Here is a 25,934-nt window from a genome sequence, read left to right as displayed (position 1 = left end):
TCTTAAGGGCGTTTTTTTATGATAAAGACCACCGGTTCTATAAGTCTTCTTGGAACAATACTTATTTTAGCAGGATGCGCTCCGACTGCTTATGTAGTGGGTACATCAAATCCACCAGCCAATTACACTTTCGCTCCTGGATATAATCCCCCGCAAGCGGCTTATCCCGATGTACCTTTAGATGCAAATACTTCAATAGACAGTCCTGCGATTGTCCAGCAAGAAGATGCCATCAATGCCATGAATGATTCCAGTGCCGCTAGCCAACAGCAAAATGAAGCCGCTCAGCAACAGGCAATTCAACAACAACTCAATACCATGGCTATTCATCCTTAATCATTAGCTCAACTGAAGAGCAGCGATCGATGAACGCAAGCGGTTATTGCATGTGTTTATTGATTAAATAGATGCGCTGGAGAATTGACAGGAAAACTGAGGAATAAAATGGTCTTGTATTATTCCATTGAATTCTTGAATATCCTGAGCAGACACTGTTGGGTAATTCAATAAATTCAACATCTTTTCTAATTCTTCTTTTTCGAACTCAACAATCAAAGGAAGATTGCTTAGTGCATCAATGACCTCATTGCGATTTAATATATTATTTTCTTGTCGACAGATTATTTTAAAATTATGTTCATCTAACATAGAGGCGTGTTGTAACAGTTTCATAAAGTGAAATGCCCCAGCCCCTAAATGACTTATGGCAAATAAGCACTCAGGATTGTGACAATCTATCAGAGATTCGCTCTTGAGTAACAAAATATTTTTAGCAAAGATATTGGCATTTTGAGGATTGTCTTCAATGAGCGTAAAATAGTCAGCGAATAGAGCGTTTTCTGCGGCAAGCTTTTGAGCCCCTTCGTAAATTTTATCAATATGTTTTTCTTGTCTTTGAAGAATATCAACCACACCAGGGTAAAAGAGATTATTTTCTAATATTAAATCAAGCAAACCGATCACTGTATCCATACACTCTCGAGCAATTAAGACATCCTTAAGTTTATCCACTAAAATTGTGGGTGAATAAGCACGTTCTTGAAACTTAATCAGCAATTGGGAGATATTAAGCGCTTGCTCCGGATAGGCAAGCAATAAATTAAAAATATTTGAGTCAAGCATCCCCAGTAAAGCCAAATCTCGTATGCTTTGTGTTACGGATGCTTCAAATTTCGCGGCATTAAATAAGAGCGTTATTGGCAGAGAGTCAAGGTTAATAGGAACATCTTTTTTGATTAACTCTAATAAACTGACAACCCCGCCAACTTGAGAAATATTTTCCCTAATCGTGCTCTCAAGACCATCCGTCAAATCGATTTTAAATTCCTTGAGTGCCTTAAATAAAGAAATCAAACGATTACCAAAATTAGAATGTGCCCGAATCAGAGACACCATTCGAGTATCATTTCCTAAATTTAATTTCTGCAAGCGGCTAATAAAGGGATCAGTAGCTCCGTCAGATACTACAGGTGCGACAGGTACCACCGGCACTAGGGGTGTCTCAGATATTTTCTTGATTCCATTAGGCTTTAAGCTTGTAATCATTCTATTGGTGCTGCTGTCTGTTCCACCCATAATTGTCCCTTAATTGGTCTCTAAGAGCACAAATATAACACAAATGACTGTCTTAAAGCAATTTTCCATTTTTTTTACCAATGAAGTTTGCTGGTTAAATCATGCTTTTGAATCATTTCAATTAATTCATTTTGATCGTTAGCCGAGCGGGGTTCTTTAGTGATCAAAATAAGCATATGTTCTAATTCTTCCTTGTCGAAGGCGGCGAATAAGGGAAGACCACATAAAGCATCATTGACTTTTTGGGAATTCAGTATGGAATGATGCTGACTCACTTTTTTATAGTTCTCAGCATCTAACATTCCTGATTGCTGCAAATGCGTCAACAAGTGCAATGCACCAGCCCCCAATTGGCTTGCAATTAAAAGATCTTCGGTTTTTTTATAATCGATAATTGAAAGGTTCTGTAGAAGCAAAATAAGATTTGCAAGAATATTGGCATTTTGGGGATTTTTTCCAACGGCATCAAAATAACTTGATGAAAGTTTATTTGCTACAGCAAGTTTTTTTGCTCCCTCGAATATTTTACCTAGATACTCTTGCTGTCCTAAAAAAATGTCGAGGCAGTCAAAATAATAGAGGTTGTTATTTAAAAGCAAAGTAAGTAACTCGATTACTGCATTCATACTTTGTACCGAAAATTGTCCCAACTTTTCCACTATTTTTTCAGTAGGATAGGCATGAGCTTGAAAATTAATAATTAAATCGGCAAGTAAATAAGACTGCTCCGGATAAGAAAATATAAGTTTTAAAGTGGCCGCATCAAGCGATTTATGTTTGATAAGCTGGCGCATTCCATGCTTTAGTGTTGTTTCTGATTCAGCAACCTGAAACAAAAGTTCTATTGGAATAATCGCCGTATCAATTCCTTCTTCGCACATAAATTCTAAAAGATTTACCACATAGCTGGCATTAGAAACATTATTTGCAATGATTTGATGGAGACTATCATCCAGAGTAATGTTGCATTTTTTTAACACATTGAATAAGGAGGTCAATCGATTGAGATAGGGAAAATTTTCCTCAAGAGTTTGGATCATCCGTGGATCAGACTTCAAACCTAATTTATCGATACGTGCCATGATCTTACTTCTTGTCTCAGTTGTTTGATTGAACTTCATAAATGCCATTTGCCGCCTCACTTTCCTGTGTCATCTATCTGCTGTAAAAATTTTTATCTGTTATCTTTGAGTTTATCATCAAAAAAGATTCACCAAGGTCAAGATACTATCAAATAATTGGATTTTAAAATACAGAAGGTCTATCTACTATATACCATACACCCCCGTGATGATCAATTTAGCATCAACGAAATCACTTAATGGTCACTTAATATTCTTTTTGTATAATCGCAAATATTAAGTACATGGTGAGCCTTAACCTACAAATTAAATTATTAAATCACTTAATGGTCACTTAATATTCATTTTGTATAATCGAAAACCTTAGGCGACTTGTCACCTAAATACCCAAATATAATTTATAAGGATCGAGATTATATTTTTATTTTTTAAAAATTATTCTATGGGGAGATTCTTATGGGCGCGAATAGCGAAATTGTTAAAAAACAGATTGCAGATCTTAAGGATTACACAGATACCGTTGCAGCAGTTCATTTATTAAAAGAAGTTGTAACCAATGGAGCAGTGGTTACCGTAGGTTCAGCAAAAGAGATAATTGCTGTAGAAAACTCAAAAAAGGATCCTAAGATTGGAAATGTAGTGAAAGCGATTTTAGCGAAAGCAGGTAGCCCCGGAGAAGAAAGAAGTCAATGGATTCAAAAAGCAGACGGATTGCATCTTGAAGCAGCCATTACCATCGGCGGCGCGGTTTATACAGTCGATTTTACTTATAATGGCATAAAAGATGATCAACAAGAATACACTGTTAATATAACCAGCAAATTAAATGCCGAAGTGAGCCGAGGCAAATTATTTTTCGATCACGATCATTCAGCCACTGTTAAATTAACCTACGATAAAGAAGGTGATCTTCGTGCGGTGACTAAGAAAGGGTTAGCTGTAGATACAAAATCTTTTGTTCCACATGCATATCAAAATGAAATATTAGCCAAATTTACTGACAGCCTAAGTGCAGGAAATGAACAACGTCTTGCAGTGATGGGCACCGGATCAGGCAAGAGTATTGTAATGGCAGGTATTGCTCAAGCTGTTGGACGTACCGTGATGATTGTTCCCGATAAGACATTAGTGGATCAGCAATCTGGTGAAACCCAAAAAATGTTAGGTGCAGGAAAAATCAATGGCGTTTCGCATGTTCCTACTGTTTTTACCTTAGAAACAATTAAATCAAAAGTAGATGTGTTTTGGGATGATTTGAAGGACGATTTAAGTGATATGGAAGAAGAGGATAAGCTAAAAATTAAGGAATATTTTGCTAAAGTGATTGCTGGTACCGAACATTTTGATCAGATTGTTTTACAAGCTGAACATCCCCTATTCAAGATCATTGCCAGCGAAATCAAAGATTCAATGGTGTTAATTGATGAAAGCCATCGTCATACCTTTACTGAGGAAGACACAAAAATTTTAGAAGGCTTAAAAGGGCGTAACTCCATTTTGGCATTAACAGCTACTCCGACTTCCGAGTTGTACAACCTCTTTTCTGGTACGCCTTTGGATGATTTAAGTCTTGGTGCTGCAATTCAGTTAGGGACCATTCGTCCAATTAAACCTGAAGTGGCTTATTTGGAAGAAAAAGATTTGGTTGATCAAGCAGTAATTCATTACTTTGATGATTATTATCTCCAAGAGGGAATGAATGGTTATGTTGATCCAGTCGAATTAAAAGAACAGATTAAAAAAGCAAATAGTGGGATTGAAGACTCTGTTGCACAACAACAAGCCATTGATCACGCTTTAGAATTGAACCGTATCCGTGCTCAACGCAACATGGGCTTTTCTGATGACAAAGCAACACGTGAAAAATTGGCTGAGACCTATCAGAAATTAGCAAATGGGGATGAAGCTACTCTTGAAAAATATCAAGCAAAAGTAGCAGAACTCAGAAAAGAATCTGAATCGCGAGCCAGGGTAGAATTGGCCAAAAGATTTGGGGCTGTGGATGAAGTAGCGGTGCGTGGTCAGGTTCCTTTACGTGAAGTGAATTTAAAAAATGATATCCGCACAGAACAACAGAAAGACATTCAAAGAACAATCAATAGTTTTGCTCTTGCATTGATCTTTAATGAAAAGTTCACCGATATTGCTGAGAAAGACAGAACTCATAAACTCGAGGAATATGTAAAGGAATGTGATGAGCATATCAAGAAATACAAAACAAAAGATGGAGAAATACCTCCTCCGTTTTTAAACAAGCTCAAAGTATGTGAAGGAACAAATAGGGTAAAATTAAATGAAGCTTTGACAAAATTGGGAGCGCCTATTTCTAAATTGCCTGCTGAGCAAAAAGAAGCCATGGTTAAATTGATTTTGGATAGAGCAGAAGCAATGGTCGCTAAAATCAAAACATCACAACCTATATCTGATGTGGTTACCAAGGCTGCTCCTGTTGATTTAGCGGCATTAAAAGCAACGGAGAATTACGCCAGTGCAATTGATATGAAAACAAAACAGGATGTCATTGATGCACAGCTTGCGCAAATTGAAGTAGGATTGAGAACACATATTGTAGCCGACGAGGTCATTGCCACAGGAGTAAGTATTCGCGATATCTTGAACGTACAAGTGATTAATTCTAATTCGCCAGTAATCGAATCAAATATCAATGCGATTAATGGAATACTGTCAGGACCTCAAGCTACAGGACGTTGCGTACGAAATAAAGACGTTGAGGCGCGGGCGCAACAGTATATCGATAAACGATATCAGGACAAAGGTCTCATTCTTACTGTAGATGATATTATTGATCCTAAAAATTCAGCTACAAAAACAAGGGAAGTGATGCTGAATAGAGAAAAACAAGCTCAAAAAGAAGCAAAGGTTCTCCATCTTCTGAAGGTTGAGTTAAAAGGTTTCGATGCGTTTACATTATTTCAACGATGTGTACCTTTGCATGATAGGATTGAGGGACTTATTGAGAAACTGGACATAGCCAAGAATTTATTAATGGATCAAGAGAAAACTCTCGACGTCCAAAAGGATAAACTGGCTAGAACTTCTGAAAAACATGAGTCGAGCAAGAAATCTCTTCTTAAAGAAATCGATGATCTTGATAAAGAATTGTATATAGTACCAGGAAGAAAAGATAAGGATGGAGCAATTCCACTTCCATCGGAGTATGCACGAAATCCTTCTCTTTACTTAACCTGGGTAAAAGCAACTCTTAAAAGAGCGACACTCGCATCGGAAACAAAAGAAGTAGTACAAACTATCAAGGCACTTGAAGTTGAAATAGAGGCACTAGAAAAAGATATAAGTGAACTTCAAGTAACGATCAGAGATGGAAGTTTAGAGCTAGACAAACTGAAAGAAGAGGAAGTGCGAATGATCCAAAAAATGGAAGAAGTCAGCAGGCAGTTTGAATTATCTTAACTTGTCTCCTATTTAACCCTCCCTCTGCGGAGGGTTTTTTTATATTCATTTGAAATCAAATATAATTTCCGATTCAAACACCATTCTTAATCATACCCGTTATCCCTCATTTTAACGCTCACTTTACTCATCCTTAATAATTAAAAAGATTAGAAGAGCCAAAAAAGTAATAAATATTTGAAACGCTATGGTTAAAGATCCTCTTAACGAGGAAGACATCCATACACCAAACCACTCACCGGCAATCGACATAAAAGTGACTTGCCAAGTTAAAAAACCCGAAGTTAGACCGCCTATCGCCCAACGTTTAGTATTATTAAAAATGAGAGCACTTGCGTGCCTTACTTTAAATAACTTCCAAGCACCTACTGCACAAAGCACCATGGTTAACGTTTCTAAGCCCATGATAATAAGGTATGCTGCACGATGTACTGTGGGATTAGAAATAGCTCGATAACCAATTTGAGAGTCTGCAAAGAGGTCGTTCATCATTAACGTACGCTCTACCAGAACATAATTGTTTTTATAATCGGTAACATTACCCAAAACAACAAGAAAACAGTAAAAAGCAATTGCGACAACACAAATTATTTTTGATGTCCTTATCATCATGATCCTGTAGTATTCCTCACAAAACGCGACAACACATGATCGGTACGTAGCGCAGATTCGCGCAATGCTTCATTGGGGCTTAAAAATCCTGCAAACATCGCCTCCAAAATTTCATCGTTAATCCCACGAATCTGATTCTGTGGACCAAAACGGGGTAAGGGTTTGTCTTGCGATGCCCCTGCTAAATCAGTACGCGCCATCAATAAAGTGGGATGGTGGCTGCTGTGCAAAATATCAGCATAAATACCGTTTAAACCTATAGGAAAATAGCCTGTATGCTCATGCCAACGCTTTTGTATTTCTGGTTTGGTGATAAACGCAAAGAATTGGGCGATTCCTTTATAATGCTCTTTTGTTTGTCCCGCTACAGCCCATAATGCCGCACCACCAGCAACATTGGCATGCCGCACCTTACTTACCTCGGTATCCAAAGGCATGCTGGCAATTCCTAAGCGGAAGGGAACTAAGGCAGACAAACTATTATAAGCCCCAGAAGATTGGCTAAACAAAGGACAAACGCCACTTGTAAATAAAATCGTGGCATCATCAACCCTTCCTGCATAGCGAAAATAATGCAATAAATGCCAACGCTTCAAACGTGCGAAATGGCTCTCTAATTGTGGCGTATTAAAAACAGCGCGCGCAGGATTATCTTGAGTCAGCGGCAACCCATGAATCGCTAAAAAAGATTCAAAAAGTACCCAGCCTGGGTAAGCCGTTGTATAAGTACAATCATAGCCTGCTTTTTTTAATTTCTCAGCCAATACTTCCATCTCAGCCCATGTGCGTGGAAAGTTAGCTGGGGAGTAACCTACTTTAGCAAGAATATCTAGATTGTAATAAAGCGTTGCAACAGAGAGATTAAAAGGCAACGCCATGAGTTGTCCCTCTTTACTGTAAAACTCACGAACAGATTGGATAAAGTCCTCTTTAGGCAAGCTTATCCCTTGTTCCTGCATCAGTTCATCTACAGGCTTGATGGTTCCTTTTGGGGATTCCATAATAGCCGTTCCCACTTCAAAAACTTGTACGATCGCCGGTGGATGATGTGCTCTGAATGCAGCAGCAAAACTCGTTAATGTCTCAACATAATTGCCCTTATAAACGGGCTTAATCAAGTATTCTTTTTGACTTTGATTAAAATCATCAGCGAGTAATCTGACCTCATCTCCCAAATGCCCTGCCATTGCATGCCAAAACACCAGTTCAATCGGTTTTGCCTGGGCAGATAGAGCAAAAAAAATGACGAATAAAAAAAGAATAATTTTTTTCATGCTAATAAGTCAGGATAATCACTAAAAACCGCATCAACACCCCAGCTAAATAACTTATTAGCCAAGCGTTTGCGATTCACCGTATAAGCACAAAGAACATAGCCTGCTGCTTTAATTGCCTTAACACGTTCCTCAGTTAAAACCCTACGGTTAAAATGAATGGAGAAACAGTCTAATTGCTTTGCTTTTTGCGACCATTGCTCATCCCAAGCATGCAGAAGTAAACCTAATGGCATTTCTGGAGCAATACTTCGACATAAAACCAAAGCATCCCAAGAAAAACTGGAAACTAAAGGTAACTCTTTTCCCTGCGGCCAATAACGTTGAATGTGGCTCATCACCGCGACTGCAGTTTGCTCCTCGGTACCAGGATAAGGTTTGATTTCTATATTTGCCTGTACACCTGAAAAAGACAACCACTTCAATACTTCTTTAAAATGGGGAATATGCTCGCCTTTAAATTGGCGGGAAAACCAAGAGCCCGCATCCAAAGAGTGCAAATAGGCTGACTCCACCAAGCCTACATCACCACGTCCATTTGTTGTTCTTTTTAAATTATCATCATGAATTACAAAAGGTTCCCCATCAACACTGCACATGACATCAAATTCAATGAAATGACAGCCTAAAGTCAGCGCCTTGTCGAATGAAGCTAATGTATTTTCAGGGGCATAAGCGGCTGCGCCTCGGTGCCCAATAATTTTTTCAACAACCAACAAAATTCATTCCCCTTTTTGTAAAATGTAATGTCCTTTCCCCTCATAGGGAAAAAGTGCCGCCCGGGGCAGATGAGGATAATGTCGTAATTCCCTCACCCCTACCCCTCTCCCCCTGGTTGAAGAGGGAGTTTTAGCGAGTCAATTACTTTGTATTTGGTTTACGATTCGAAGCAACCTCAACGAGCGCGGTTAGAATTAATTCATTACTTACCGTTAAAGCAGGAGCCGGAGCAGATGCTTCGCCGACCATCATGGTATTCATTGCTTTCGCTTGCAAAGGTCTTGGCTGCGACGGATTACTTCCCTCAACAAAAACCAAATTGCTCACACTGTAATTTTGGTTTGGGTATGCCTTATTAATACGAGCCAATTCATCATTCACCTGCTGATACAACCGTTGTCGAATTTGACTTAAAACAGTCTGGGTTTCATCAAAACTCGGTTTAAAATCTACACTGGATATTTCATATTTGGCACCCGGTAAACTGACATCCTTGGCATTTTTATAAATCTCCGTTAATGCTTCCTGATTGACTCGCGCTTGTGCTTGCACATAGAGCTTTTCAAGTCCTGAGCTATCTTGAGAACGGTCAAATTCAATTAAATGCCAATCCCCTTTGGCGATTTTATTTAAGCGTTCCATGATATCAGCACGCGCCTTCACTAAATCAGCACTGGTCAATGTCACATTAATACTCACACCCAATAAAGCTGTTTGCGTTGTAACCCACTGTTTTGCGGAGAGTTGAAAATCAATTTTATCAAGAACCAATTGAGGTTGTGGTGGAGGAGGGGGTGGTAAAACATCTTCAGCAAAAGCAAACGGTGTGATAACCAATAAAACCAGGATTCTGGTAACGATTTGGCGCATAACCCTCTCCGATCTGATGAATAATCAAATTAGTGTATACCAGCATGCCTTAAGATACCAAATTATTAGCTGTGCCTAAGAAACTTTAAAATACTATGATTGGCAATTTATTTTTTGTCTTGGAAGTTTTAATGAGGGGGAATAGCCACCTTCTATTGCGAATTGTCATAAACTAACGGAGCGAGAAAAGCAATAAGATAAAAATAGCATTTTAGAGTTTCTTGGGATATACCATTGATTTAATCAAAAAATAGGAATATAACTTCTGCAAAAATATTTGCAAGAGGAGCATATACAATGATTTCTGTGGACAATATATCAAATACTAACCAAATAGCAACCGAAGATGATTTCCTCGATTACGCCCTCTCTCATGATTTTGGTGACTTGCACTTTAAAGTAGATCCTAAGACTGGAATGAAAGCAATAATCGCCATCCACAATACCAAATTAGGTCCCGCTTTAGGTGGTTGTCGTTTTATTGAATACCCCAATACTTATGCAGCAATTCAAGATGCCATGCGTCTTGCCCGGGGAATGAGCTTTAAAGCAGCATCAGTCAACTTACCCTTGGGAGGCGGTAAATCAGTTATTATTAAACCCAAAGGTCCATTTGATCGTGCCCAATATATGCATCAATTTGGTCGATTCGTTAATGAATTAAATGGTCGCTACATTACTGCTCTTGATAGCGGAACTGAATTACCTGATATGGACATCATCGCAGAACACACACCCTACGTAGCCAGTTTATCCAAATATGATGGAGACCCTTCCCCTTCTACTGCAAAAGGGATTCTACGAGGCATTCAAGCAGCTGTTGCATTTAAACTGGGGAAAGAAAGCCTGCAAGGAATTCATGTGGCCATCCAGGGTTTAGGTCATGTTGGATTTTTGCTCGCCAAACATTTACATGAATTAGGGGCGACATTGACGGTTGCAGATGTTTCTCCAGCAGCAGTAGATCGCGCTGTTACCCAATTCGGCGCTAAATCAGTAAGTTCGGATCAAATTCATAAAGTTCCCTGTGACGTTTTTGCTCCTTGTGCTTTGGGTGCAATTATCAATGACATTACCATTTCTCAATTGCAAACAACGATTGTTGCCGGGGCGGCAAATAACCAGTTGGCGCATACCTATCATGGTAATAAATTACATGATAAAGGCATTTTATTCGCTGTGGACTACGTCATTAATGCTGGAGGATTAATTTTTGCAGCATCTAAATATCTCCATACTCCAGAAGAAAAAATTAACGAACAAATCGATGCGATTTATACCCATCTAACTGAAATTTTTGTACGATCTGCTCAAGAAAATTTACCTACTAGTGAAATCGCAGATAATTTGGCAAAAGAGAAGTTATCTTAGGGCTCTCGCCATCCCGAGTGCGACGGGAATCTCCATGCTGTAGCACAGTGTTATGACAGGAGATTCCGGCACTCGACGGAGTAGTAGATGAGCATTGGACACTTAAAAGCCATTGCCATTTTGGCCCAAATAATAGAACTTAGGAATCTATGAAACATTTAAACCTGACTCCCGAACTTTATGAATACATGCTGGACAAATCTTTGCGCGAACATCCATCCCTAACTGGTCTACGCAAGGTGACCTCCACTATGGAGCTGGCGAACATGCAAGTTGCGCCGGAACAAGCACAATTTATGCAATTGCTCCTACGCTTGATCCGCGCCAAAAATGTTTTGGAGTTGGGAACATTTACGGGCTATAGTGCCTTAGCCATGTCCTTGGTTTTGCCTGATGATGGCAAGCTCATTACCTGTGATATCAATTCCGAGTGGACAAGCAAGGCCCATCCGTTCTGGAAAGAAGCACAGCAAGACCATAAAATTGAATTAAGACTTGGCCGTGCATTAGATACGTTACACAACCTCCTCAATGAAGGCTGGGAACAAAAGTTTGATTTCATTTTTATTGATGCCGATAAAACCAATTATGTGCATTACTATGAATTGGCCTTAAAACTGATTCAACCAAAAGGGTTAATTGCTATAGATAATATTTTCTGGGATGGTAAAGTAATTGATGAAAATGAACTAGGCGGACAAACCAGAGAAATTAGAAAACTGAATGATCTGATTAAAAACGATCAACGCGTGTTTGTTAGTTTGTTACCTATAGCAGATGGATTATTTTTAGTACAACCATCTTAAGACAACAAGTAGCTAGGAATCCCTCTCCCTATCGTGGAAGAGGGATAGAGATGAGGACTCATTAACCCAATCAATACCCTCATCGGCCCTAACGGGCACCTTCTCCTTTGTCTTCGTGATTCCGAGCATAGTGATGGCTCTCCCCATTTTAGAACAGTGTTCACCCTGGAGAGATCGCTGCTTGCACTCGGGATGACGGGCAAGGAAAAAGGTCAATTCCTGAAGTAAATGACAGTGGCCACGAGCCAGGCAAGGTAATCTTACTTTACCCATCTCCTATAGAGAAAGGAGTTTTTAAGTACCGAATCATTTTAAAGGAGTAATCAACAATGCAAACAAATAACAACCCATGTGGATTAGATGGTTTTGCTTTCTTAGAGTTTTCAGGTCCCGATAAAAAACACCTGCATCAACAGTTCATGGATATGGGTTTCCAGGCTACCGCGCATCATAAAAACCAGGACATCACCTTATTTCAACAAGGCGAGATTCAATTTATTGTCAATGCAGCAACAAATTGCCAAGCAGAAGAACATGCCAAAACTCATGGAGCGGGTGCTTGCGCCATGGGATTTAAAGTAAAGAATGCCAAGGCAGCATTCGAATATGCACTCCAACATGGAGCCAAAGCATTTGAAGATTGCGCTCACGCGCATCATGGTTTATTAGGTATCCAAGCTATAGGGGGTAGTGTCATTTATTTTGTTGATGATCAACATCAACCCTTCTCAACGCATTGGGAAAAACAAGCCAATAAAAAAGTAACGGGTAATGGCTTAGTACTGATTGATCATTTAACCCATAATGTGTTTCGTGGCAATATGGATAAATGGGCTGAGTTCTATGAATCCATTTTTAACTTCCAGGAAATTCGTTATTTTAACATTAAAGGGAAAATGACCGGATTATTAAGTCGTGCTCTAGGTAGTCCTTGTGGAAAAATAAAAATTCCTTTGAATGAATCTAAAGATGATTTATCGCAAATTGAAGAATTTCTACATGATTACAAAGGTGAAGGCATCCAACATATCGCATTAACTACGGACAACATTTACCAGACGGTGCATACATTAAGGGAGCAAGGGGTTAAATTCCTTGATGTTCCAGATACCTACTATGAAATGGTGCATGATCGTCTTCCTTGGCATCAAGAATCAGTGAGTCAACTTCAAAAAGAGAAAATTTTGATTGATGGTGAAAGCGATCCCAAACATGGTTTATTGCTGCAAATCTTTACTGAAAATATCTTTGGGCCGGTGTTTTTTGAAATCATTCAACGCAAAGGAAATCAAGGATTTGGTGAAGGTAACTTTCAAGCCTTATTTGAGGCGATTGAAAGAGATCAGATCAAACGTGGAACTTTGAAAGAAAAGTCTGCCTAACAAAACTATGGCCTGGGCACATAGGGTAAAGATTCCCGTCTCCCCAAGGGAGAAGGTGCCCGAAAGGGCGGATGAGGGTATTGGTTACGGCTAATGAACCCCTCCCCCCTACCCCTCTCCCATCAGTGGGAGAGGGGATTAACTTATCCCGGACTACAACTCAATGAGGAACTTATGAAACTTGCCAGTCTAAAATCAACATCATCACGCGATGGGGAATTATGCGTGGTCAATCAAGCATTGACTCGTGCAATACGAGTACCTCAAATTGCACCCAATTTGCAATATGCCCTAGATCATTGGAATGCAGTAGAGGAACAGTTACAACAAGTCTATCAACAACTTAATGAAGGACTTTTGGAGCATACCTTTAGTTTTGATCCACAACACTGTGAATCCCCCCTGCCTCGTGCTTATCAATGGGCGGATGGCAGTGCTTATGTTAACCATGTTGAACTGGTGCGTAAGGCACGTGGTGCAGAATTGCCAGAGAATTTCTGGACTGATCCTTTGATGTATCAAGGAGGTTCTGATTCCTTTTTGGGCCCCAGAGATCCCATCTTGGCAGCAGATGAAGCATATGGCATCGATTTTGAGGCAGAAGTTGCAGTAATTACTGATGATGTTCCTATGGGCATAAGCCATGAAAACGCAGGGCAACATATTAAGCTACTCATGCTGGTCAATGATGTTTCATTGCGTAATTTAATACCCAATGAACTGGCTAAAGGTTTTGGTTTTTTCCAATCGAAACCATCCAGCAGTTTTTCTCCTGTAGCCATCACACCTGATGAACTAGGATCTGAATGGGATGGTCAACGAGTGCATCTGTCTTTATTAAGTCATCTGAATGAGCAATTATTTGGCCAACCCAACGCTGGGATAGATATGACGTTTTCCTTCCCAAAACTGATTGAACATGCTGCAAAAACCAGAGTCCTCCGTGCAGGAACCATTATTGGTTCAGGTACAGTTTCTAATCTGGATCGCAGCAAAGGTTCATCGTGTATCGCGGAAAAGCGTATGCTGGAAACCATAGAGCAAGGCCAAGCAAAAACGTCTTTTATGCGTTTTGGCGACAGAATTCGTATTGAAATGCTCGATAAACAAGGCAACAGCCTGTTTGGGGCAATCGATCAAGTCGTGAAGCAGGTATAAGCGATGAAACTCTATGATTATTTTCGTTCCACGGCGTGTTATCGCGTCCGTATAGCCCTGAACTTAAAAAATATTGCCTATGAGAAAATAAATATTCACCTGGTGAATCATGGTGGAGAACAGCATAGTCCAGAATACCGAGAGGTTAATCCCCAAGAATTAGTGCCCAGCTTAGAAATCAATCAGCGAGTGATTAGTCAATCACTTGCCATAATCGATTATTTGGATGAAACGTACCCTAATCCTGCATTATTGCCCTCTGATCCTTGGGATAAAGCTATTGTAAGATCCCTTGCCTTAATTGTCGCTTGTGACATGCATCCGCTGAATAATTTAAGGGTATTAAACCGCTTAAAAGAGCAATTTCAAGCACATGAAACACAAGTCACAGACTGGTATCACCATTGGCTTAAAGCAGGATTTGACGCTTTTGAAATGAAATTAAAACAGATAAAACGCAGTCCATCTTTTTGTTTTGGCGATACAGTGACCTTGGCCGATCTTTGTCTTATCCCCCAAGTCTATAATGCGCATCGTTTTCATTTTGCTATGGACAGCTACCCCCTTATCAATGAAATCAACGCGCATTGTTTGACACTGGAACCCTTTCAAAAAGCAGCCCCCGAGATTCAATAATTGTTCCAGGTTGGGCTTTGACCCAACCTACATTACTTAATCCTTTGTCAATAAGAGTCTCTTTCAAAACCAAGCCTTCTTTAATTCTACGGTAACCACACCTTGCGGCGTTTTCTGAAGCATGCTCCAAACATTTTTGCATCGCTGTAAATGGCCAACTAGATAATTTTTACTGCTGCATTTATATCGCACCGGCATTTGATCATAAATTTTTCCAGAATTAATCGCCATACAATGTTCACCATTAGTCAGCTCAATGCCCCAAGGATAAGTAAGCGCCATATCTAATGTTTTATTTTGCTCATTATGCAATGGTTCTTTCACTTTAATCAGTACACTGTCTCCAATCCAAGGAGATTGAGGGCATAATGCCTCTGTCCGCTCTGGTCCTGACTTAACAAAACACGGATCATAAGTTTTGCCATCTGCCAGGCAACGCCAGGCATCTTCCCGCACAATTAACTGGGATTGAGAATAACATTCACCCATAAGTGTGTTTTTCACTTGCGGAATCGCTTGATTCGTCACATCACCAAAGGGTCTATATAATTTTAATATCGTATCATCTGCTGCAGCTCCTAAAGAGCAAATAAACAATGAGATACAGAACACTTTTCGCAACATAATGTTTCCTCAATGATAAACCTCGAAAAAGCAGTTGAGATCAAAGCACTTTCATTCTAATTTGGAGTTATCTTAATGAAGTAAGAAAATCAACATGTTTTAGCACTAAGATAGTAGAAATGCTGATAACCCCGGTGTATCATCTCATTTTTAGTTAAAGGTATCTATACTTCGCGAAGCCACAAATCGGGATTGGCATTGCCCAGTCTCGCTAACCAGACGAATTCTTCAATCGGGAAATGCTTGGTGTAATGCAAATACTTGCGCTGATTAATAAGCGTACGTCGACTGATAGAATTTAAATGCACCCAAACTGTGCCCTTTGTGAGTGCGCAAAGTATAATCAGAGTGAGGAGTAAAAAAAATGAGTGAAGTTTTTACCATAAAGCAGTGTTTAGATGGTGAAATCAGCATTGATGAACACGTTACCGTTAGAGGTTGGGTTAAGACTCGCCGCGACTCCAAAACGGGTTTATCTTTTATTAGCTTACATGATGGTTCTTGTTTTGCTCCCATTCAAATCGTAGCAACAGATAATTTGGACAATTACCTTGATGAAGTCAGTAAACTGACGGCTGGATGCTCTATCATTGCTTCAGGAAAATTGGTAGCCTCTCAAGGTAAAGGCCAAGCATTTGAGATTCAGGCTGACTCGATTAAAGTAGTAGGTTGGGTAGAGAATCCAGATACATATCCTATTCAGGCCAAACGCCACACACTTGAATTTCTGCGTGATGTAGCTCATCTACGTCCACGTACTAATACGATAAGCGCGGTAACGCGAATTCGTCATTGTTTGTCACAAGCCATACACCGCTTTTTCCACGAACAGGGTTTCTTTTGGATACATACCCCCATTATTACTTCCAGTGATTGTGAAGGGGCCGGTGAAATGTTCCGCGTATCGACCTTAGACCTCTTAAATATCCCTAAAAATGAATACGGTCAAATTGATTTCAGTAAAGATTTTTTTGGAAAAGAGACTTTTCTCACTGTTTCAGGACAGTTAAATCTTGAGGCGTATTGCATGGCCATGTCGAAAGTATATACTTTTGGACCGACTTTTCGTGCTGAAAACTCGAATACAAGCCGCCATTTGGCTGAATTCTGGATGATTGAACCTGAAATCGCTTTTGCCACTTTGCATGACATTTGTACCTTAAGCCAAAAGATGTTGCGTTATCTATGCAAAGCAGTTCTGGATGAACGTGCAGATGATATGGACTTTTTCAATCAGTTTGTCGCTCCAGGATGTATTGAACGGCTAGAACACATCGCGGATTCTAATTTTGAAATCATGACTTATACTGATGCCATCAGAATTTTGGAACAATGCGGTCAATCATTTGAATTCCCTGTAAGCTGGGGATTGGACTTACAATCAGAACATGAACGTTATCTGGCAGAAATCCACTGCAAAAAACCGGTGATACTGACTAATTATCCTCAAGAAATCAAAGGGTTTTATATGCGTCTCAATGATGATGAAAAAACCGTTGCGGCTATGGATGTTTTAGCACCTGGAATTGGTGAAATCATTGGCGGCAGTCAACGTGAAGAACGCCTGGATATCCTGGATAAGCGCATTGAAGAATGCAATTTAAATAAAGAAAGCTATCAATGGTATAGAGACTTACGTCGATATGGTACGGTACCCCATGCAGGATTTGGTTTGGGCTTTGAACGCTTGGTCAGCTATGTTACAGGCTTAGCTAACGTACGCGATGTCATTCCTTTCCCACGCACACCAGGGCATGCAAACTATTAAATAAATCTCTTGCTCCATTGGGTGATTTGCAGCCTGGGTGAAGGCGTCAGCCGTAACCCAGGAGATTTGAATGCAACCCATTAGGCTCCTTGATTTACAAATCTTATTCCCGCTTGGCTCAGAAACCCGGTTTTCGCGTCGCTGCACCCAGGCTACATACGAAGGTTATACTTGCCCAGATTATAAATTTAAGGGAGCTTTATTTTCAGGCAGGTTATCCTCTACGGCTTCGACTTCCTCAATAATGATCGGTAATCGAGGGGCTTTAATTTTTGAACTTTTATTTTTTAAAAATCGATGAGCATTTACAGAGCGCCCCATATCGACCAAATCATAAGTTACTTTATCTTCTCTGATTCCATCGAATAAACTTTTCTTGGCTGCAGCTGGTTGAGGGCTACCAACCCCCTCCTTTCTTTTAAACATAGTTGTTTACCCCTTTTTCTGTTGATGACCCTGAATCAGTAATCATTCAGGAAAACAAACCCCTGATACAAAATTTATTTAAACTCAGATAAAAGACCATCGCCCAGCACTAAAACGCGATCCATTTGTTTCGCTAACTGCTGATCATGAGTCACAATAACCAAAGCCGTATTCATTTTTCGATTCAGCTCCAGCATTAAATCAAACACTTTGGTTGCCGTTGTCTGATCGAGATTGCCTGTAGGTTCATCAGCTAGCACGCAGTAAGGCTGATGTACCAAAGCTCGAGCAATGGCAACGCGTTGCCGCTCGCCTCCTGAAAGCTGAGCCGGTTTATGTGTTTTTCTTTCTTTAAGTCCAACATCATCCAACATTTTACTTGCTTCAGCCGTAGCATCCTTTACTGAGATATTCGCCAAGAGCAGAGGCATAGCAACATTTTCAAGTGCGGTGAACTCAGGTAACAAGTGATGAAACTGGTAAATAAATCCCAAACCTTGATTACGTAATCGGCAACGTTGCTTTTCATTTACTTTTTGCCAATTCACATCCTTAATTAATACATCGCCAGTAGTTGGCTTATCCAACCCGCCCATTAGATGCAATAAGGTGCTTTTCCCAGATCCTGATGGACCAATAATTGCCAAACGTTCGCCTTTAGCAATCGACAGATCGACTCCTCGCAGCACATCTACTTTAGAAGCGCCATCATTGTATGATTTACATAAATTTGTAGCATTTAAAATAACATCACTCATAATGCAAAGCCTCCGCAATCACTGTTTTTGAGGCACGCCAGGCAGGATAAATTGTTGCCAGAAAGCTCATTAATAAAGCCATAACACAAACGGTCCATAGATCGCTTAACATAATCTTGGAAGGTAAATAATCAACAAAATAAATACTGGATGACAAGACCTTGAAATGAAACCAGGATTGCAGATGGTTCACAATTGTGGTCGCATTTTTAGCCAATACTAATCCACCCAGCAAACCAAAAAATGTCCCCACGACTCCTACCATCATTCCTTGCACAATAAATGTCCACAATATCGTAGAAGGGGTCGCACCAATGGTTCTTAAAATGGCAATTTCTGCTTGTTTGTCATTAACAACCATCACCAAAGAAGAGACCAGATTAAATGCAGCTACGGCGATAATGAGCAATAAAATCATAAACATCATCGTTTTTTCCATTTTGACAGCCTGAAAAAACGCACCATATTGCTGTGTCCAATTGCCGACCTGATATTCTTCTCCCAGCAAATGAGATAATCGAGAAGTCAATTCGGGTGCTTGGTACACGTTATCTATTTTCATTTTGATCCCGGTGACATCATCACCCATTTGCAATAGCTTTTGGGCATCTCCCATATTGATAAATGCCAACTTTGTATCAAAATTAAATCCAGTGCCCGCAGAGAAAACACCAACTACAGTAAATCGCTTAAAACGAGGAATCATTCCAGCAGGAGTCACGGTTGCTTGAGGGATCATCACCGTGACCTTATCGCCAATCATGGTGCCCATACTGTCTGCGAGACCTCTACCTAGGATAATGCCAAAATCTTTTAAATTGCTTAGACTACCGGCCAGCAATTTATCTTGTAAGTGACTCATCTTTTCTTCTTTTTCAGGCAATACTCCCGTTAAGACAATAGGTAAAACTTGCCCTTCATGCACCATTAATCCCTGTCCACCAACATAAGGGGCTAATGCTTTAATTTCGGGAACTGTTTGAATCTTTTTAGCTACTTCAGGCCAATTATTGAGTCGCTCGTTGGGGCCAGAGACCGTGATTTCAGGCGCCATACCGAAAAAACGGTTATGTATTTGCTCATCAAAACCATTCATTACTGATAAAACAGTAATAAGAACCATCACTCCTAAGCCTATACCCAGCATGGAGCTCAGAGAAATGAAAGAGACAAAATGATTCTTTTTTCGAGAACGCGTATAGCGTAAGCCCATAAAAAGAGCTAATGGTTTATACATAATTGCTATTAGTTAGAGTTAAAGTCTTATTGTAGAGAAAAAATCATCCAAGAGATATACCTCATAAGCAGTTCTGCTATTTTATTGTTTCGTCATCAGATAACCCACATACTTATCCACAGAATTTGTGGATATTTATAGGCTGTTAGGCAGCAGTTAAGGGATGTTTTCAAGCCATTAATTCTACAAATTGTGAATTATATTGAATTAAAGTAAACTGTTTTATCAAAAAAAATTACAGGAGTATCCCATGGCTTCATCACCATTCCAGGTAAAAAAAATCATTCTCAGTGATAAGCTTAGAGCCTTAGTTAACACCCCTCACGTGTGTATTGAAGAAATTAATGCTCTGTTGGATGCAGAACTCAATACTGTTCCAGGAGGAAAAGCACTCGATCAATTAACTGATTTCATTCATTTAGTTACGTTCATTCGTTTAAAACACTTTTCTGATCCTATTCGAGCGCTACAAATATTTGCGGATAAAAATACAACTCCAGAAACAGCAAAAGCACTCGTTAACGCGATTAGAATGGCACCTGCACGTGATGATAAAATTTATGAGCTTATCTGCATTTTAGCTCAAAATGAAAAGCTGGCACGCTACTCCGACATAGCCCATGTGACGCCACTGCGTTTTGCCATGATTGTAAATAAATCCGGGAGTGCCAAGGAACCCAAATATGTGGAGGAAGAATGCAAGGAATGGTATTTGCTGTTTGACTTATTTGGACTTTGTAAAAATCTACCTCACGATTTAATTCCCTTACTTGCCAAACATTTATGCACTACGAATCCTTCAGCGGAGGATCTTCAAGCCCTTGGATTATTCCTAAGTCATTTAGATAAACTCAAGCTGTTACACTACGAAATAGTAACCGTGATGCTGCCCCAACTCAATAATAAAAGGAACATCGAGAATCTCCAATCCTTGCTGCTCTTTTTACAAAAAAATGATTTGCTCCATCCCCAGGTTTTAGACCATGCACTGCCTTGGTTGCATTATCTAGATGTGCTTAAGATTTTTTTCTCCATCTATAGTGAAGAACTGCAGTCCGCGAGCTCATGTCGAGAAGCATTAGAAAAACTGCCCCTATATTGCCAACTGTCTCTTCCTGATGCCGGTAATTTTGATGATGTGGTGACTACAAACACTCCCTTACACCTGGCGGTTATCCAACGTAATCTTTTTAGTCTAAAACAAGCATTACGCTTAGCGAATTCCAAACTCCTTTTAGCGACTTCATATGAAAATACAGCCTTGGTATTAGCGTGCAAACTGGCTGATAAACAATCTGCACAGCTTATTTTGGCACGAATGCGCGAATTAGGCTGTGATGTAAATCAGGCTGATCACCACGGGATGACTGCGCTTCATTGGGCAAGATTATACCATTTTGATAGTTTAGCTGCGGAACTCATTGCTGCAGGCGCTAATGAAAAAATAAAGACCGCAAATGGAAAAAGCAGCACCTATTTCGCAAAGCACCAATTTACACTCGTTGATTTCAAAATAGAGGGGCATGAAATTATCGAAGATAATTTCAAATTAAAAAATTCCGCTTTAACAGATATTGCCTTTCATGCAGATAAAATAGCCTTAAATTTAAAATTAACCAGTTCCGATGAGATAATGGAGTTGTATCAAAGGGACGAGGGCGCTCAAATTCGTTCCTCTAATCGTTTTAACTTATTTTTTAAAACATTTCGTACTCGATTAATTGAATGGCTAGGAAAACAAAGAGAATTGGATTTAGAAGCCGGTCAATCAGCAGCTGCTCGTTCAACTCCCGGTTAAAGTAGACTGTTGGAATGTCCCTTCTCCCCGTCGGGGAGAGGATGCATGTCAGGGTAGATGAGAAGATTGATTGCGACAAATGAACCATCATCACTACCTCTCTGACGGGAATCTCATTCCCTTGCTTAGGCACAACCGTACCAAGGAATAAGAAGAAAATACTGAGTAGTGTCTTTTTAATAGACTACCAGTTATCCTATATAACATTTTGTAAACCCGCTAACAGGTAAGGTAATTTGTATGAATCCGAGCTCTTGGTATTTTCCTTCACTCATTGCTTTATGTCTTTATGGTGCCTGGGGCTATTGGGGCACAAGAGCGTCAAGTTTTATCAATCCACTTTCCATTACCTTTTACTCAAGTATTGGCGTATTAATTTCAGGCATCATCGCCTTGGTATTACTTGATTTTAAATTGGATCTTTGTCCCCGGGGGGGAACGTATGGGTTATTGAACGGTTTAGCGAGTGGTATTGCCTGTATTTTTTTCATTTTGGCACTACAAAATGGACCTACGATGCCGGTAGTGCTCGTCACATCCATGTACCCTATGATTACTCTATTATTATGCGTCGTGTTTCTAAAGCAAGAATTAACATTCAAACATGGATTGGGAATGGTTTTTGCGATTCTTGCGTTAATCTTACTTGCTACAGAATGATTGGTGATTGGTGCCCAGGGCCGGAATCGAACCGGCACGGAGGTTAAGCTCCGAGGGATTTTAAGTCCCTTGCGTCTACCTGTTTCGCCACCTGGGCAATTTCTTTATGGAGGCTGAGGCCGGAATCGAACCGGCGTACACGGCTTTGCAGGCCGCTGCATGACCACTCTGCCACACAGCCTCATTTGATACTTCTGATACGTCTATCTCTTAAAGCTCTTAAAAAAAAAGCGACTTTCTGTGTCGCTTTAATTTGGAGCGGGAAACGAGACTCGAACTCGCGACCCCAACCTTGGCAAGGTTGTGCTCTACCAACTGAGCTATTCCCGCGTCTCTACGGGGTGTGATTCTACCGAAATTTAACACCCTGTCAATAATAAAATTAATTTTTTTTCGTTAATTCTGGCCAAGCAATCGCCAAGTAAATAATCATCGACCAAATCGTTAAAATTGCGGCCACATACAGTAAGATAAAACCGAAAATCCCCCCCCAAGTATCTAAAGAATTAAAAGCCAACAATAAAAATAAAGCGACCATTTGTAAAAAAGTTTTTATCTTGCCGACATAACCGACCGTCACACTGGCACGCCGACCAATTTCAGCCATCCATTCCCTTAATGCTGAAATAACAATTTCCCGTCCAACAATTACAATAGCGGGAATAGTAATATAATTAATTTCCTTAGCGCCTACGAGCAACAGTAAGCTCGTAGAAACCAATAGCTTATCTGCAACAGGATCAAGAAAAGCACCAAAGGGAGACATCATCTTCAGTTTGCGTGCCAAGTACCCATCTAACCAATCCGTAAAACTTGCCGCAGCAAAAATACTGGCTGCCAACATATGTGCAAACGAAAACGGCATATAAAATACGATAACGAATACTGGAATCAGCACGATACGCAGCAAAGTTAATAAATTAGGCAAACTGGTTAATGTACTCAACGTTTGATACTCCCTTTACATATGACTAAATAAAGCAACTCCCGTTTGTATGAATCACTGCCATTAGGTTAAGGAATTTCCCTTCTCTCCATGGGGAGAAGATGCCTGAAGGAGGATGAGGGCATGATAATGGCCGATGAACCCTCACCCCTGCCCCTCTCCCACGAGTGGGAGAAGGGATCCTTAAGCTTAACGACAATGGTCCTATGAGTGTCCATATAAAAACGTACCCTAGGTGAAGCGATAACGTCCACCCGGAATTCTGCAGTTTTTATTTTTCATACCCACACAAAAACAAATAGCTATGGATGCAATTAACTCCATTTGGATAAATTTAAAAAATCCGCTACCTGTTTATAATCATCAAACACGGCTACTGCTCCAGCTGCCATAAGGACAGCTTCTTCTTGCTGATGATAAATATCTATTCCTACCGCAGTTACTTTAACACTTTTTGCCATTTCCATATCGGTAAGAGAATCACCTATCATCAAAGTTGTCGCTGCAGTTCCGCCGTATTCTTCAATAATTTCTTCTAACATTTGTGGACAAGGTTTTGCTGGTACTTGTCCCGCAGAGCGAGTTACTTTAAATAGTTTATCAAGGCCTGCAGCCTGCAAAGCACGAGACAAGGATTGATGTCCTTTATTGGTTGCAACTGCCAGATTTATCCCGGCTTCATGTAATTGATAGATCAGTTCACGTACACCAGGCATCAAACAGACATCTGCGGAACGAGAATGCATGGCCAATTGCACTGCATGCAATAATTGTTGATGTTGTGGTTCAGTCAAGTGCGGATAAGTTTTTTTTAAAGCCTGTACCAAACCTAAATCAACAAATTTTCTCGCCTGATTGGGGTCAAAATCGCCAAACCCTAGCAAATTCGCTTCTGTAGCAACAACATGTAAAATTATCCCTAAAGTATCCGCAATAGTACCTTCCCAGTCAAATACTACCAAATCATATGGATTGCTCATTGCTCACTACGCTCCTCGCACGTAATTGTTTTAGTGCGGTAGAAAAATGGTTATCTGCATCAGCTTGAAACACATGCTTTGTGCCATTTAATTCAAATTGAATCGATCGTGCGTGTAAAAAAAGACGATGATGCTGATTATCTATCCCTTCTACATCTCCTGCAAGTGCCCCATATTTTTTATCCCCGACTATAACATGTCCTAAATGGGCACTATGTACACGAATTTGATGCGTACGCCCGGTTTTAGGACTGGCCTCGACCCAACATGCCTGTTGATAATTTTCAAGAAGTTTAAATACCGTTTCAGAAGCTTTTCCTTCTTCTTTAACCGACACAATACGCTCACCTGATTTTAAAGTATTTTTTTCAAGTGCCGCACGAACGGTGACTTGTTTTTTACCTTCCCAGCGATGAGTCAATAAGGTCCAATAGGTTTTTTGCACCTCGCGTGCCTCAAGTAATGCATGCATTGCTCTCAAGGTACTTCTTTTTTAGCTAATAAAAGACATCCCGAAGTGTCTTTATCAAGGCGATGAATCAATTCAAGATAAGTTAAATCGTTTCGGGTTTTTCTCAACGCTTCGATTACACCAAGACTCAAACCACTTCCACCATGAACCGCAATGCCTGCTGGCTTGTTAATGACCAAAAAGCAAGGGTCTTCAAAAATGATGCAGTCTTTCAATCGCTTGGCCAAAGCATCGCCTACAAATACCTCTTTTGATTCGGAAACCCGAATTGGAGGAATACGAACATTGTCCCCGGCATGTAATCGTGAATTGATTTGTGCTCTTTTTTTATTAACCCGAACTTCACCACCACGGATAATTCTGTAGATATGACTTTTGGGAACACCCTTTAAAATGCGAATCAAATAATTATCCAGACGTTGCCCTTCTTCTTCATTACTGATTTCTCTATAACTTACTTCACTCATTTGTCAATAAACCTGTTTGCTGGGCGTGATTTTTTTGATATGATCGCCTGTAGCGTGGGAAAATTTCCATGCAACCGAATTATAACGCATTTAAATAAAAAAAGCGTAACTATTTACTTTAAAGTATATGCTAATCATTGAGGAAGAAAGGCTTTGGCCCATCTAAATGAATGATTATTTGTTAAATAGAGTTACATAAAAATAGCGCTTCCATTTAAGCATAAGATATAAGGAAGCGACCCAATGCCAGAGATAAATTGACCATATTTTTGACAGAAACCTACGCATGCCAGACATGCTTTATACCGATTACGAATTATTTCAGGGCTTTCGCACGCCTTTGGCTTCCTATTTCAACCCGTTTGGTTTGTAATCAGTATATCTCACAGTATGCACCTCTCATCAGACCTCTTTCGAAACTCGCTGTAGAGCGACAAATGCTAGGAGGAACGGAGCACAGAACTGCAGTGTACACGTCAGTACATAAGGATTCTGTTGAACAGGGTACATGTGTAACGTCTGTTTATAAGGCCATGGGTTCGCCTAAAGATCACATCGCTTATTGTTCAATCCCAGGTGCTACTGATCGATTACCTACTTGCGGTGAAAACCCCGGATTTTCCAATATTGCAACAGAGCATACCGAGGTATGCCATGTAGCACAGAAAATCCAGACCTCAGCCAAAAGCATCGAAATATCAGTAAATCCTATTGAACCTCTAAGGTATTTTGAGCCTTATATTAGGTTTTTTTCACGTTTCGCTAGCTTGAGCCAAAAATGGCTTGATTTTCGAGTATCGAAGCGCAACCTCTACGAAGCAGGTGCGCATCGAAACGCCGACAATCAAACCATTTTGGCCAAGATAATAGAAAGGTAAAG

At 40.0% G+C, this 25,934-nt stretch carries 23 protein-coding genes, 3 tRNA genes and 1 pseudogene; 11 read left to right on the top strand and 16 right to left on the bottom strand.

Going from position 1 to position 25,934, the window contains the following annotated elements:
* The first annotated feature begins 18 nt into the window (after positions 1-18).
* Positions 19-336, top strand: coding sequence for a hypothetical protein (locus EL022_RS06545; RefSeq protein WP_028381162.1), 318 nt, complete (start codon positions 19-21; stop codon positions 334-336).
* 63 nt (positions 337-399) lie between these two features.
* Here the strand turns inward: EL022_RS06545 and EL022_RS06540 are convergent, their stop codons facing one another.
* Together EL022_RS06540 and EL022_RS06535 are read right to left on the bottom strand one after the other, a co-directional pair.
* The gene (locus tag EL022_RS06540) at positions 400-1,575 is read right to left on the bottom strand and encodes a hypothetical protein (RefSeq protein ID WP_028381163.1); all 1,176 of its coding nucleotides are present in this window, start codon (positions 1,573-1,575) and stop codon (positions 400-402) included.
* A 74-nt stretch (positions 1,576-1,649) separates the two neighbouring features.
* Complete coding sequence (locus EL022_RS06535) at positions 1,650-2,705, bottom strand: hypothetical protein (RefSeq protein ID WP_028381164.1); 1,056 nt, start codon at positions 2,703-2,705, stop codon at positions 1,650-1,652.
* Between the two features lie 408 nt (positions 2,706-3,113).
* Here EL022_RS06535 and EL022_RS06530 point away from each other — a divergent pair, with 408 nt between their 5' ends.
* The gene (locus EL022_RS06530; RefSeq protein WP_028381165.1) at positions 3,114-6,089 is read left to right on the top strand and encodes a DEAD/DEAH box helicase family protein; all 2,976 of its coding nucleotides are present in this window, start codon (positions 3,114-3,116) and stop codon (positions 6,087-6,089) included.
* A gap of 123 nt (positions 6,090-6,212) precedes the next feature.
* Here EL022_RS06530 and EL022_RS06525 read toward each other — a convergent pair whose 3' ends face one another.
* The 4 genes from EL022_RS06525 to EL022_RS06510 all read right to left on the bottom strand — a co-directional run bounded on the left by EL022_RS06525 (position 6,213) and on the right by EL022_RS06510 (position 9,565).
* Positions 6,213-6,701: a DUF2165 family protein gene (locus EL022_RS06525; protein ID WP_028381166.1), complete on the bottom strand. Its 489-nt coding sequence runs from the start codon at positions 6,699-6,701 to the stop codon at positions 6,213-6,215.
* Entirely contained in the window at positions 6,698-7,975 is a 1,278-nt protein-coding gene (locus EL022_RS06520; RefSeq protein ID WP_028381167.1) for an extracellular solute-binding protein, read from the bottom strand. Before EL022_RS06520 ends, EL022_RS06525 begins: the two co-directional genes overlap by 4 nt.
* On the bottom strand, positions 7,972-8,691 hold the full coding sequence (ugpQ, locus tag EL022_RS06515) for a glycerophosphodiester phosphodiesterase (RefSeq protein WP_028381168.1): 720 nt from the start codon (positions 8,689-8,691) through the stop codon (positions 7,972-7,974). The genes EL022_RS06520 and ugpQ overlap by 4 nt, the downstream gene beginning before the upstream one ends.
* Positions 8,692-8,836: 145 nt before the next feature.
* A complete protein-coding gene (locus EL022_RS06510; protein ID WP_028381169.1) occupies positions 8,837-9,565 on the bottom strand; it encodes a hypothetical protein in 729 nt (242 codons plus the stop codon).
* Positions 9,566-9,862: 297 nt separating this feature from the next.
* Here EL022_RS06510 and EL022_RS06505 point away from each other — a divergent pair, with 297 nt between their 5' ends.
* The 5 genes from EL022_RS06505 to maiA all read left to right on the top strand — a co-directional run bounded on the left by EL022_RS06505 (position 9,863) and on the right by maiA (position 14,918).
* Positions 9,863-10,936 carry a Leu/Phe/Val dehydrogenase gene (locus tag EL022_RS06505; protein WP_028381170.1) on the top strand — a complete coding sequence of 358 codons (1,074 nt, stop codon included), beginning with the start codon at positions 9,863-9,865 and terminating at the stop codon, positions 10,934-10,936.
* A 149-nt stretch (positions 10,937-11,085) separates the two neighbouring features.
* Positions 11,086-11,742 carry an O-methyltransferase gene (locus tag EL022_RS06500; protein ID WP_028381171.1) on the top strand — a complete coding sequence of 219 codons (657 nt, stop codon included), beginning with the start codon at positions 11,086-11,088 and terminating at the stop codon, positions 11,740-11,742.
* Between the two features lie 329 nt (positions 11,743-12,071).
* Complete coding sequence (gene hppD / locus EL022_RS06495) at positions 12,072-13,124, top strand: 4-hydroxyphenylpyruvate dioxygenase (RefSeq protein ID WP_028381173.1); 1,053 nt, start codon at positions 12,072-12,074, stop codon at positions 13,122-13,124.
* Between the two features lie 174 nt (positions 13,125-13,298).
* Positions 13,299-14,282 (top strand): fumarylacetoacetate hydrolase family protein, encoded by a 984-nt coding sequence (locus EL022_RS06490; protein ID WP_028381174.1) that lies wholly within the window; start codon positions 13,299-13,301, stop codon positions 14,280-14,282.
* A gap of 3 nt (positions 14,283-14,285) precedes the next feature.
* A complete protein-coding gene (gene maiA / locus EL022_RS06485; RefSeq protein WP_028381175.1) occupies positions 14,286-14,918 on the top strand; it encodes a maleylacetoacetate isomerase in 633 nt (210 codons plus the stop codon).
* Between the two features lie 63 nt (positions 14,919-14,981).
* On the opposite strand, the gene EL022_RS06480 is transcribed toward maiA, so the two are convergent.
* The gene (locus EL022_RS06480) at positions 14,982-15,542 is read right to left on the bottom strand and encodes a hypothetical protein (RefSeq protein WP_028381176.1); all 561 of its coding nucleotides are present in this window, start codon (positions 15,540-15,542) and stop codon (positions 14,982-14,984) included.
* Positions 15,543-15,906: 364 nt separating this feature from the next.
* Between EL022_RS06480 and asnS the strand changes: the two genes are divergently transcribed.
* Positions 15,907-17,310, top strand: coding sequence for an asparagine--tRNA ligase (asnS, locus tag EL022_RS06475; protein ID WP_028381177.1), 1,404 nt, complete (start codon positions 15,907-15,909; stop codon positions 17,308-17,310).
* 180 nt (positions 17,311-17,490) lie between these two features.
* Here asnS and EL022_RS06470 read toward each other — a convergent pair whose 3' ends face one another.
* The 3 genes from EL022_RS06470 to EL022_RS06460 form a co-directional block, all read right to left on the bottom strand.
* Positions 17,491-17,736 carry a hypothetical protein gene (locus EL022_RS06470; protein WP_028381178.1) on the bottom strand — a complete coding sequence of 82 codons (246 nt, stop codon included), beginning with the start codon at positions 17,734-17,736 and terminating at the stop codon, positions 17,491-17,493.
* Positions 17,737-17,810: 74 nt separating this feature from the next.
* Positions 17,811-18,494, bottom strand: a complete 684-nt coding sequence (gene lolD / locus EL022_RS06465) for a lipoprotein-releasing ABC transporter ATP-binding protein LolD (RefSeq protein ID WP_028381179.1) — start codon at positions 18,492-18,494, stop codon at positions 17,811-17,813.
* A complete protein-coding gene (locus tag EL022_RS06460; RefSeq protein ID WP_028381180.1) occupies positions 18,487-19,731 on the bottom strand; it encodes a lipoprotein-releasing ABC transporter permease subunit in 1,245 nt (414 codons plus the stop codon). The genes lolD and EL022_RS06460 overlap by 8 nt, the downstream gene beginning before the upstream one ends.
* A gap of 250 nt (positions 19,732-19,981) precedes the next feature.
* Here EL022_RS06460 and ankQ point away from each other — a divergent pair, with 250 nt between their 5' ends.
* Positions 19,982-21,529, top strand: coding sequence for a Dot/Icm T4SS effector AnkQ/LegA10 (ankQ, locus tag EL022_RS06455; RefSeq protein WP_028381181.1), 1,548 nt, complete (start codon positions 19,982-19,984; stop codon positions 21,527-21,529).
* Positions 21,530-21,769: 240 nt separating this feature from the next.
* On the top strand, positions 21,770-22,189 hold the full coding sequence (locus EL022_RS06450) for an EamA family transporter (RefSeq protein ID WP_028381182.1): 420 nt from the start codon (positions 21,770-21,772) through the stop codon (positions 22,187-22,189).
* Positions 22,190-22,197: 8 nt separating this feature from the next.
* On the opposite strand, the gene EL022_RS06445 is transcribed toward EL022_RS06450, so the two are convergent.
* The 6 genes and pseudogenes from EL022_RS06445 to EL022_RS16680 all read right to left on the bottom strand — a co-directional run bounded on the left by EL022_RS06445 (position 22,198) and on the right by EL022_RS16680 (position 25,054).
* Positions 22,198-22,286: transfer RNA gene (locus EL022_RS06445), tRNA-Leu, on the bottom strand.
* 10 nt (positions 22,287-22,296) lie between these two features.
* A tRNA-Cys gene (locus EL022_RS06440) sits at positions 22,297-22,370 on the bottom strand.
* A gap of 73 nt (positions 22,371-22,443) precedes the next feature.
* Positions 22,444-22,519 (bottom strand) — tRNA-Gly (locus EL022_RS06435).
* A gap of 52 nt (positions 22,520-22,571) precedes the next feature.
* Positions 22,572-23,135 carry a CDP-diacylglycerol--glycerol-3-phosphate 3-phosphatidyltransferase gene (gene pgsA, locus EL022_RS06430; protein ID WP_028381183.1) on the bottom strand — a complete coding sequence of 188 codons (564 nt, stop codon included), beginning with the start codon at positions 23,133-23,135 and terminating at the stop codon, positions 22,572-22,574.
* A gap of 314 nt (positions 23,136-23,449) precedes the next feature.
* Positions 23,450-24,115: an HAD family hydrolase gene (locus EL022_RS06425; RefSeq protein WP_028381184.1), complete on the bottom strand. Its 666-nt coding sequence runs from the start codon at positions 24,113-24,115 to the stop codon at positions 23,450-23,452.
* Positions 24,099-25,054 (bottom strand): annotated as a pseudogene (locus EL022_RS16680) (RluA family pseudouridine synthase). The gene EL022_RS06425 and the pseudogene EL022_RS16680 overlap by 17 nt, the downstream one beginning before the upstream one ends.
* 437 nt (positions 25,055-25,491) lie before the next feature.
* Between EL022_RS16680 and EL022_RS06415 the strand changes: the two are divergent.
* Positions 25,492-25,932, top strand: a complete 441-nt coding sequence (locus tag EL022_RS06415) for a hypothetical protein (protein ID WP_028381186.1) — start codon at positions 25,492-25,494, stop codon at positions 25,930-25,932.
* The last annotated feature ends 2 nt before the right edge of the window (positions 25,933-25,934 follow it).

This window comes from Legionella cherrii, assembly GCF_900635815.1.
In the GTDB taxonomy this organism is placed as follows: Bacteria; Pseudomonadota; Gammaproteobacteria; order Legionellales; family Legionellaceae; genus Legionella; species Legionella cherrii.
This window is presented reverse-complemented; position numbering and strand designations above follow the sequence as displayed.

Bases quoted from the DNA above. Each gene is read 5' to 3' on its own strand.
- EL022_RS06505 (WP_028381170.1), top strand. From the start codon at position 9,863: ATGATTTCTGTGGACAATATATCAAATACTAACCAAATAGCAACCGAA.
- EL022_RS06460 (WP_028381180.1), bottom strand. From the start codon at position 19,731: ATGTATAAACCATTAGCTCTTTTTATGGGCTTACGCTATACGCGTTCT.
- EL022_RS06535 (WP_028381164.1), bottom strand. From the start codon at position 2,705: ATGGCATTTATGAAGTTCAATCAAACAACTGAGACAAGAAGTAAGATC.
- EL022_RS06530 (WP_028381165.1), top strand. From the start codon at position 3,114: ATGGGCGCGAATAGCGAAATTGTTAAAAAACAGATTGCAGATCTTAAG.
- EL022_RS06490 (WP_028381174.1), top strand. From the start codon at position 13,299: ATGAAACTTGCCAGTCTAAAATCAACATCATCACGCGATGGGGAATTA.
- EL022_RS06415 (WP_028381186.1), top strand. From the start codon at position 25,492: ATGCTAGGAGGAACGGAGCACAGAACTGCAGTGTACACGTCAGTACAT.
- EL022_RS06510 (WP_028381169.1), bottom strand. From the start codon at position 9,565: ATGCGCCAAATCGTTACCAGAATCCTGGTTTTATTGGTTATCACACCG.
- EL022_RS06450 (WP_028381182.1), top strand. From the start codon at position 21,770: ATGAATCCGAGCTCTTGGTATTTTCCTTCACTCATTGCTTTATGTCTT.
- ankQ (WP_028381181.1), top strand. From the start codon at position 19,982: ATGGCTTCATCACCATTCCAGGTAAAAAAAATCATTCTCAGTGATAAG.
- EL022_RS06540 (WP_028381163.1), bottom strand. From the start codon at position 1,575: ATGGGTGGAACAGACAGCAGCACCAATAGAATGATTACAAGCTTAAAG.
- EL022_RS06520 (WP_028381167.1), bottom strand. From the start codon at position 7,975: ATGAAAAAAATTATTCTTTTTTTATTCGTCATTTTTTTTGCTCTATCT.
- EL022_RS06425 (WP_028381184.1), bottom strand. From the start codon at position 24,115: ATGAGCAATCCATATGATTTGGTAGTATTTGACTGGGAAGGTACTATT.
- EL022_RS06470 (WP_028381178.1), bottom strand. From the start codon at position 17,736: ATGTTTAAAAGAAAGGAGGGGGTTGGTAGCCCTCAACCAGCTGCAGCC.
- EL022_RS06480 (WP_028381176.1), bottom strand. From the start codon at position 15,542: ATGTTGCGAAAAGTGTTCTGTATCTCATTGTTTATTTGCTCTTTAGGA.
- EL022_RS06500 (WP_028381171.1), top strand. From the start codon at position 11,086: ATGAAACATTTAAACCTGACTCCCGAACTTTATGAATACATGCTGGAC.
- lolD (WP_028381179.1), bottom strand. From the start codon at position 18,494: ATGAGTGATGTTATTTTAAATGCTACAAATTTATGTAAATCATACAAT.
- maiA (WP_028381175.1), top strand. From the start codon at position 14,286: ATGAAACTCTATGATTATTTTCGTTCCACGGCGTGTTATCGCGTCCGT.
- EL022_RS06545 (WP_028381162.1), top strand. From the start codon at position 19: ATGATAAAGACCACCGGTTCTATAAGTCTTCTTGGAACAATACTTATT.
- hppD (WP_028381173.1), top strand. From the start codon at position 12,072: ATGCAAACAAATAACAACCCATGTGGATTAGATGGTTTTGCTTTCTTA.
- EL022_RS06525 (WP_028381166.1), bottom strand. From the start codon at position 6,701: ATGATGATAAGGACATCAAAAATAATTTGTGTTGTCGCAATTGCTTTT.
- asnS (WP_028381177.1), top strand. From the start codon at position 15,907: ATGAGTGAAGTTTTTACCATAAAGCAGTGTTTAGATGGTGAAATCAGC.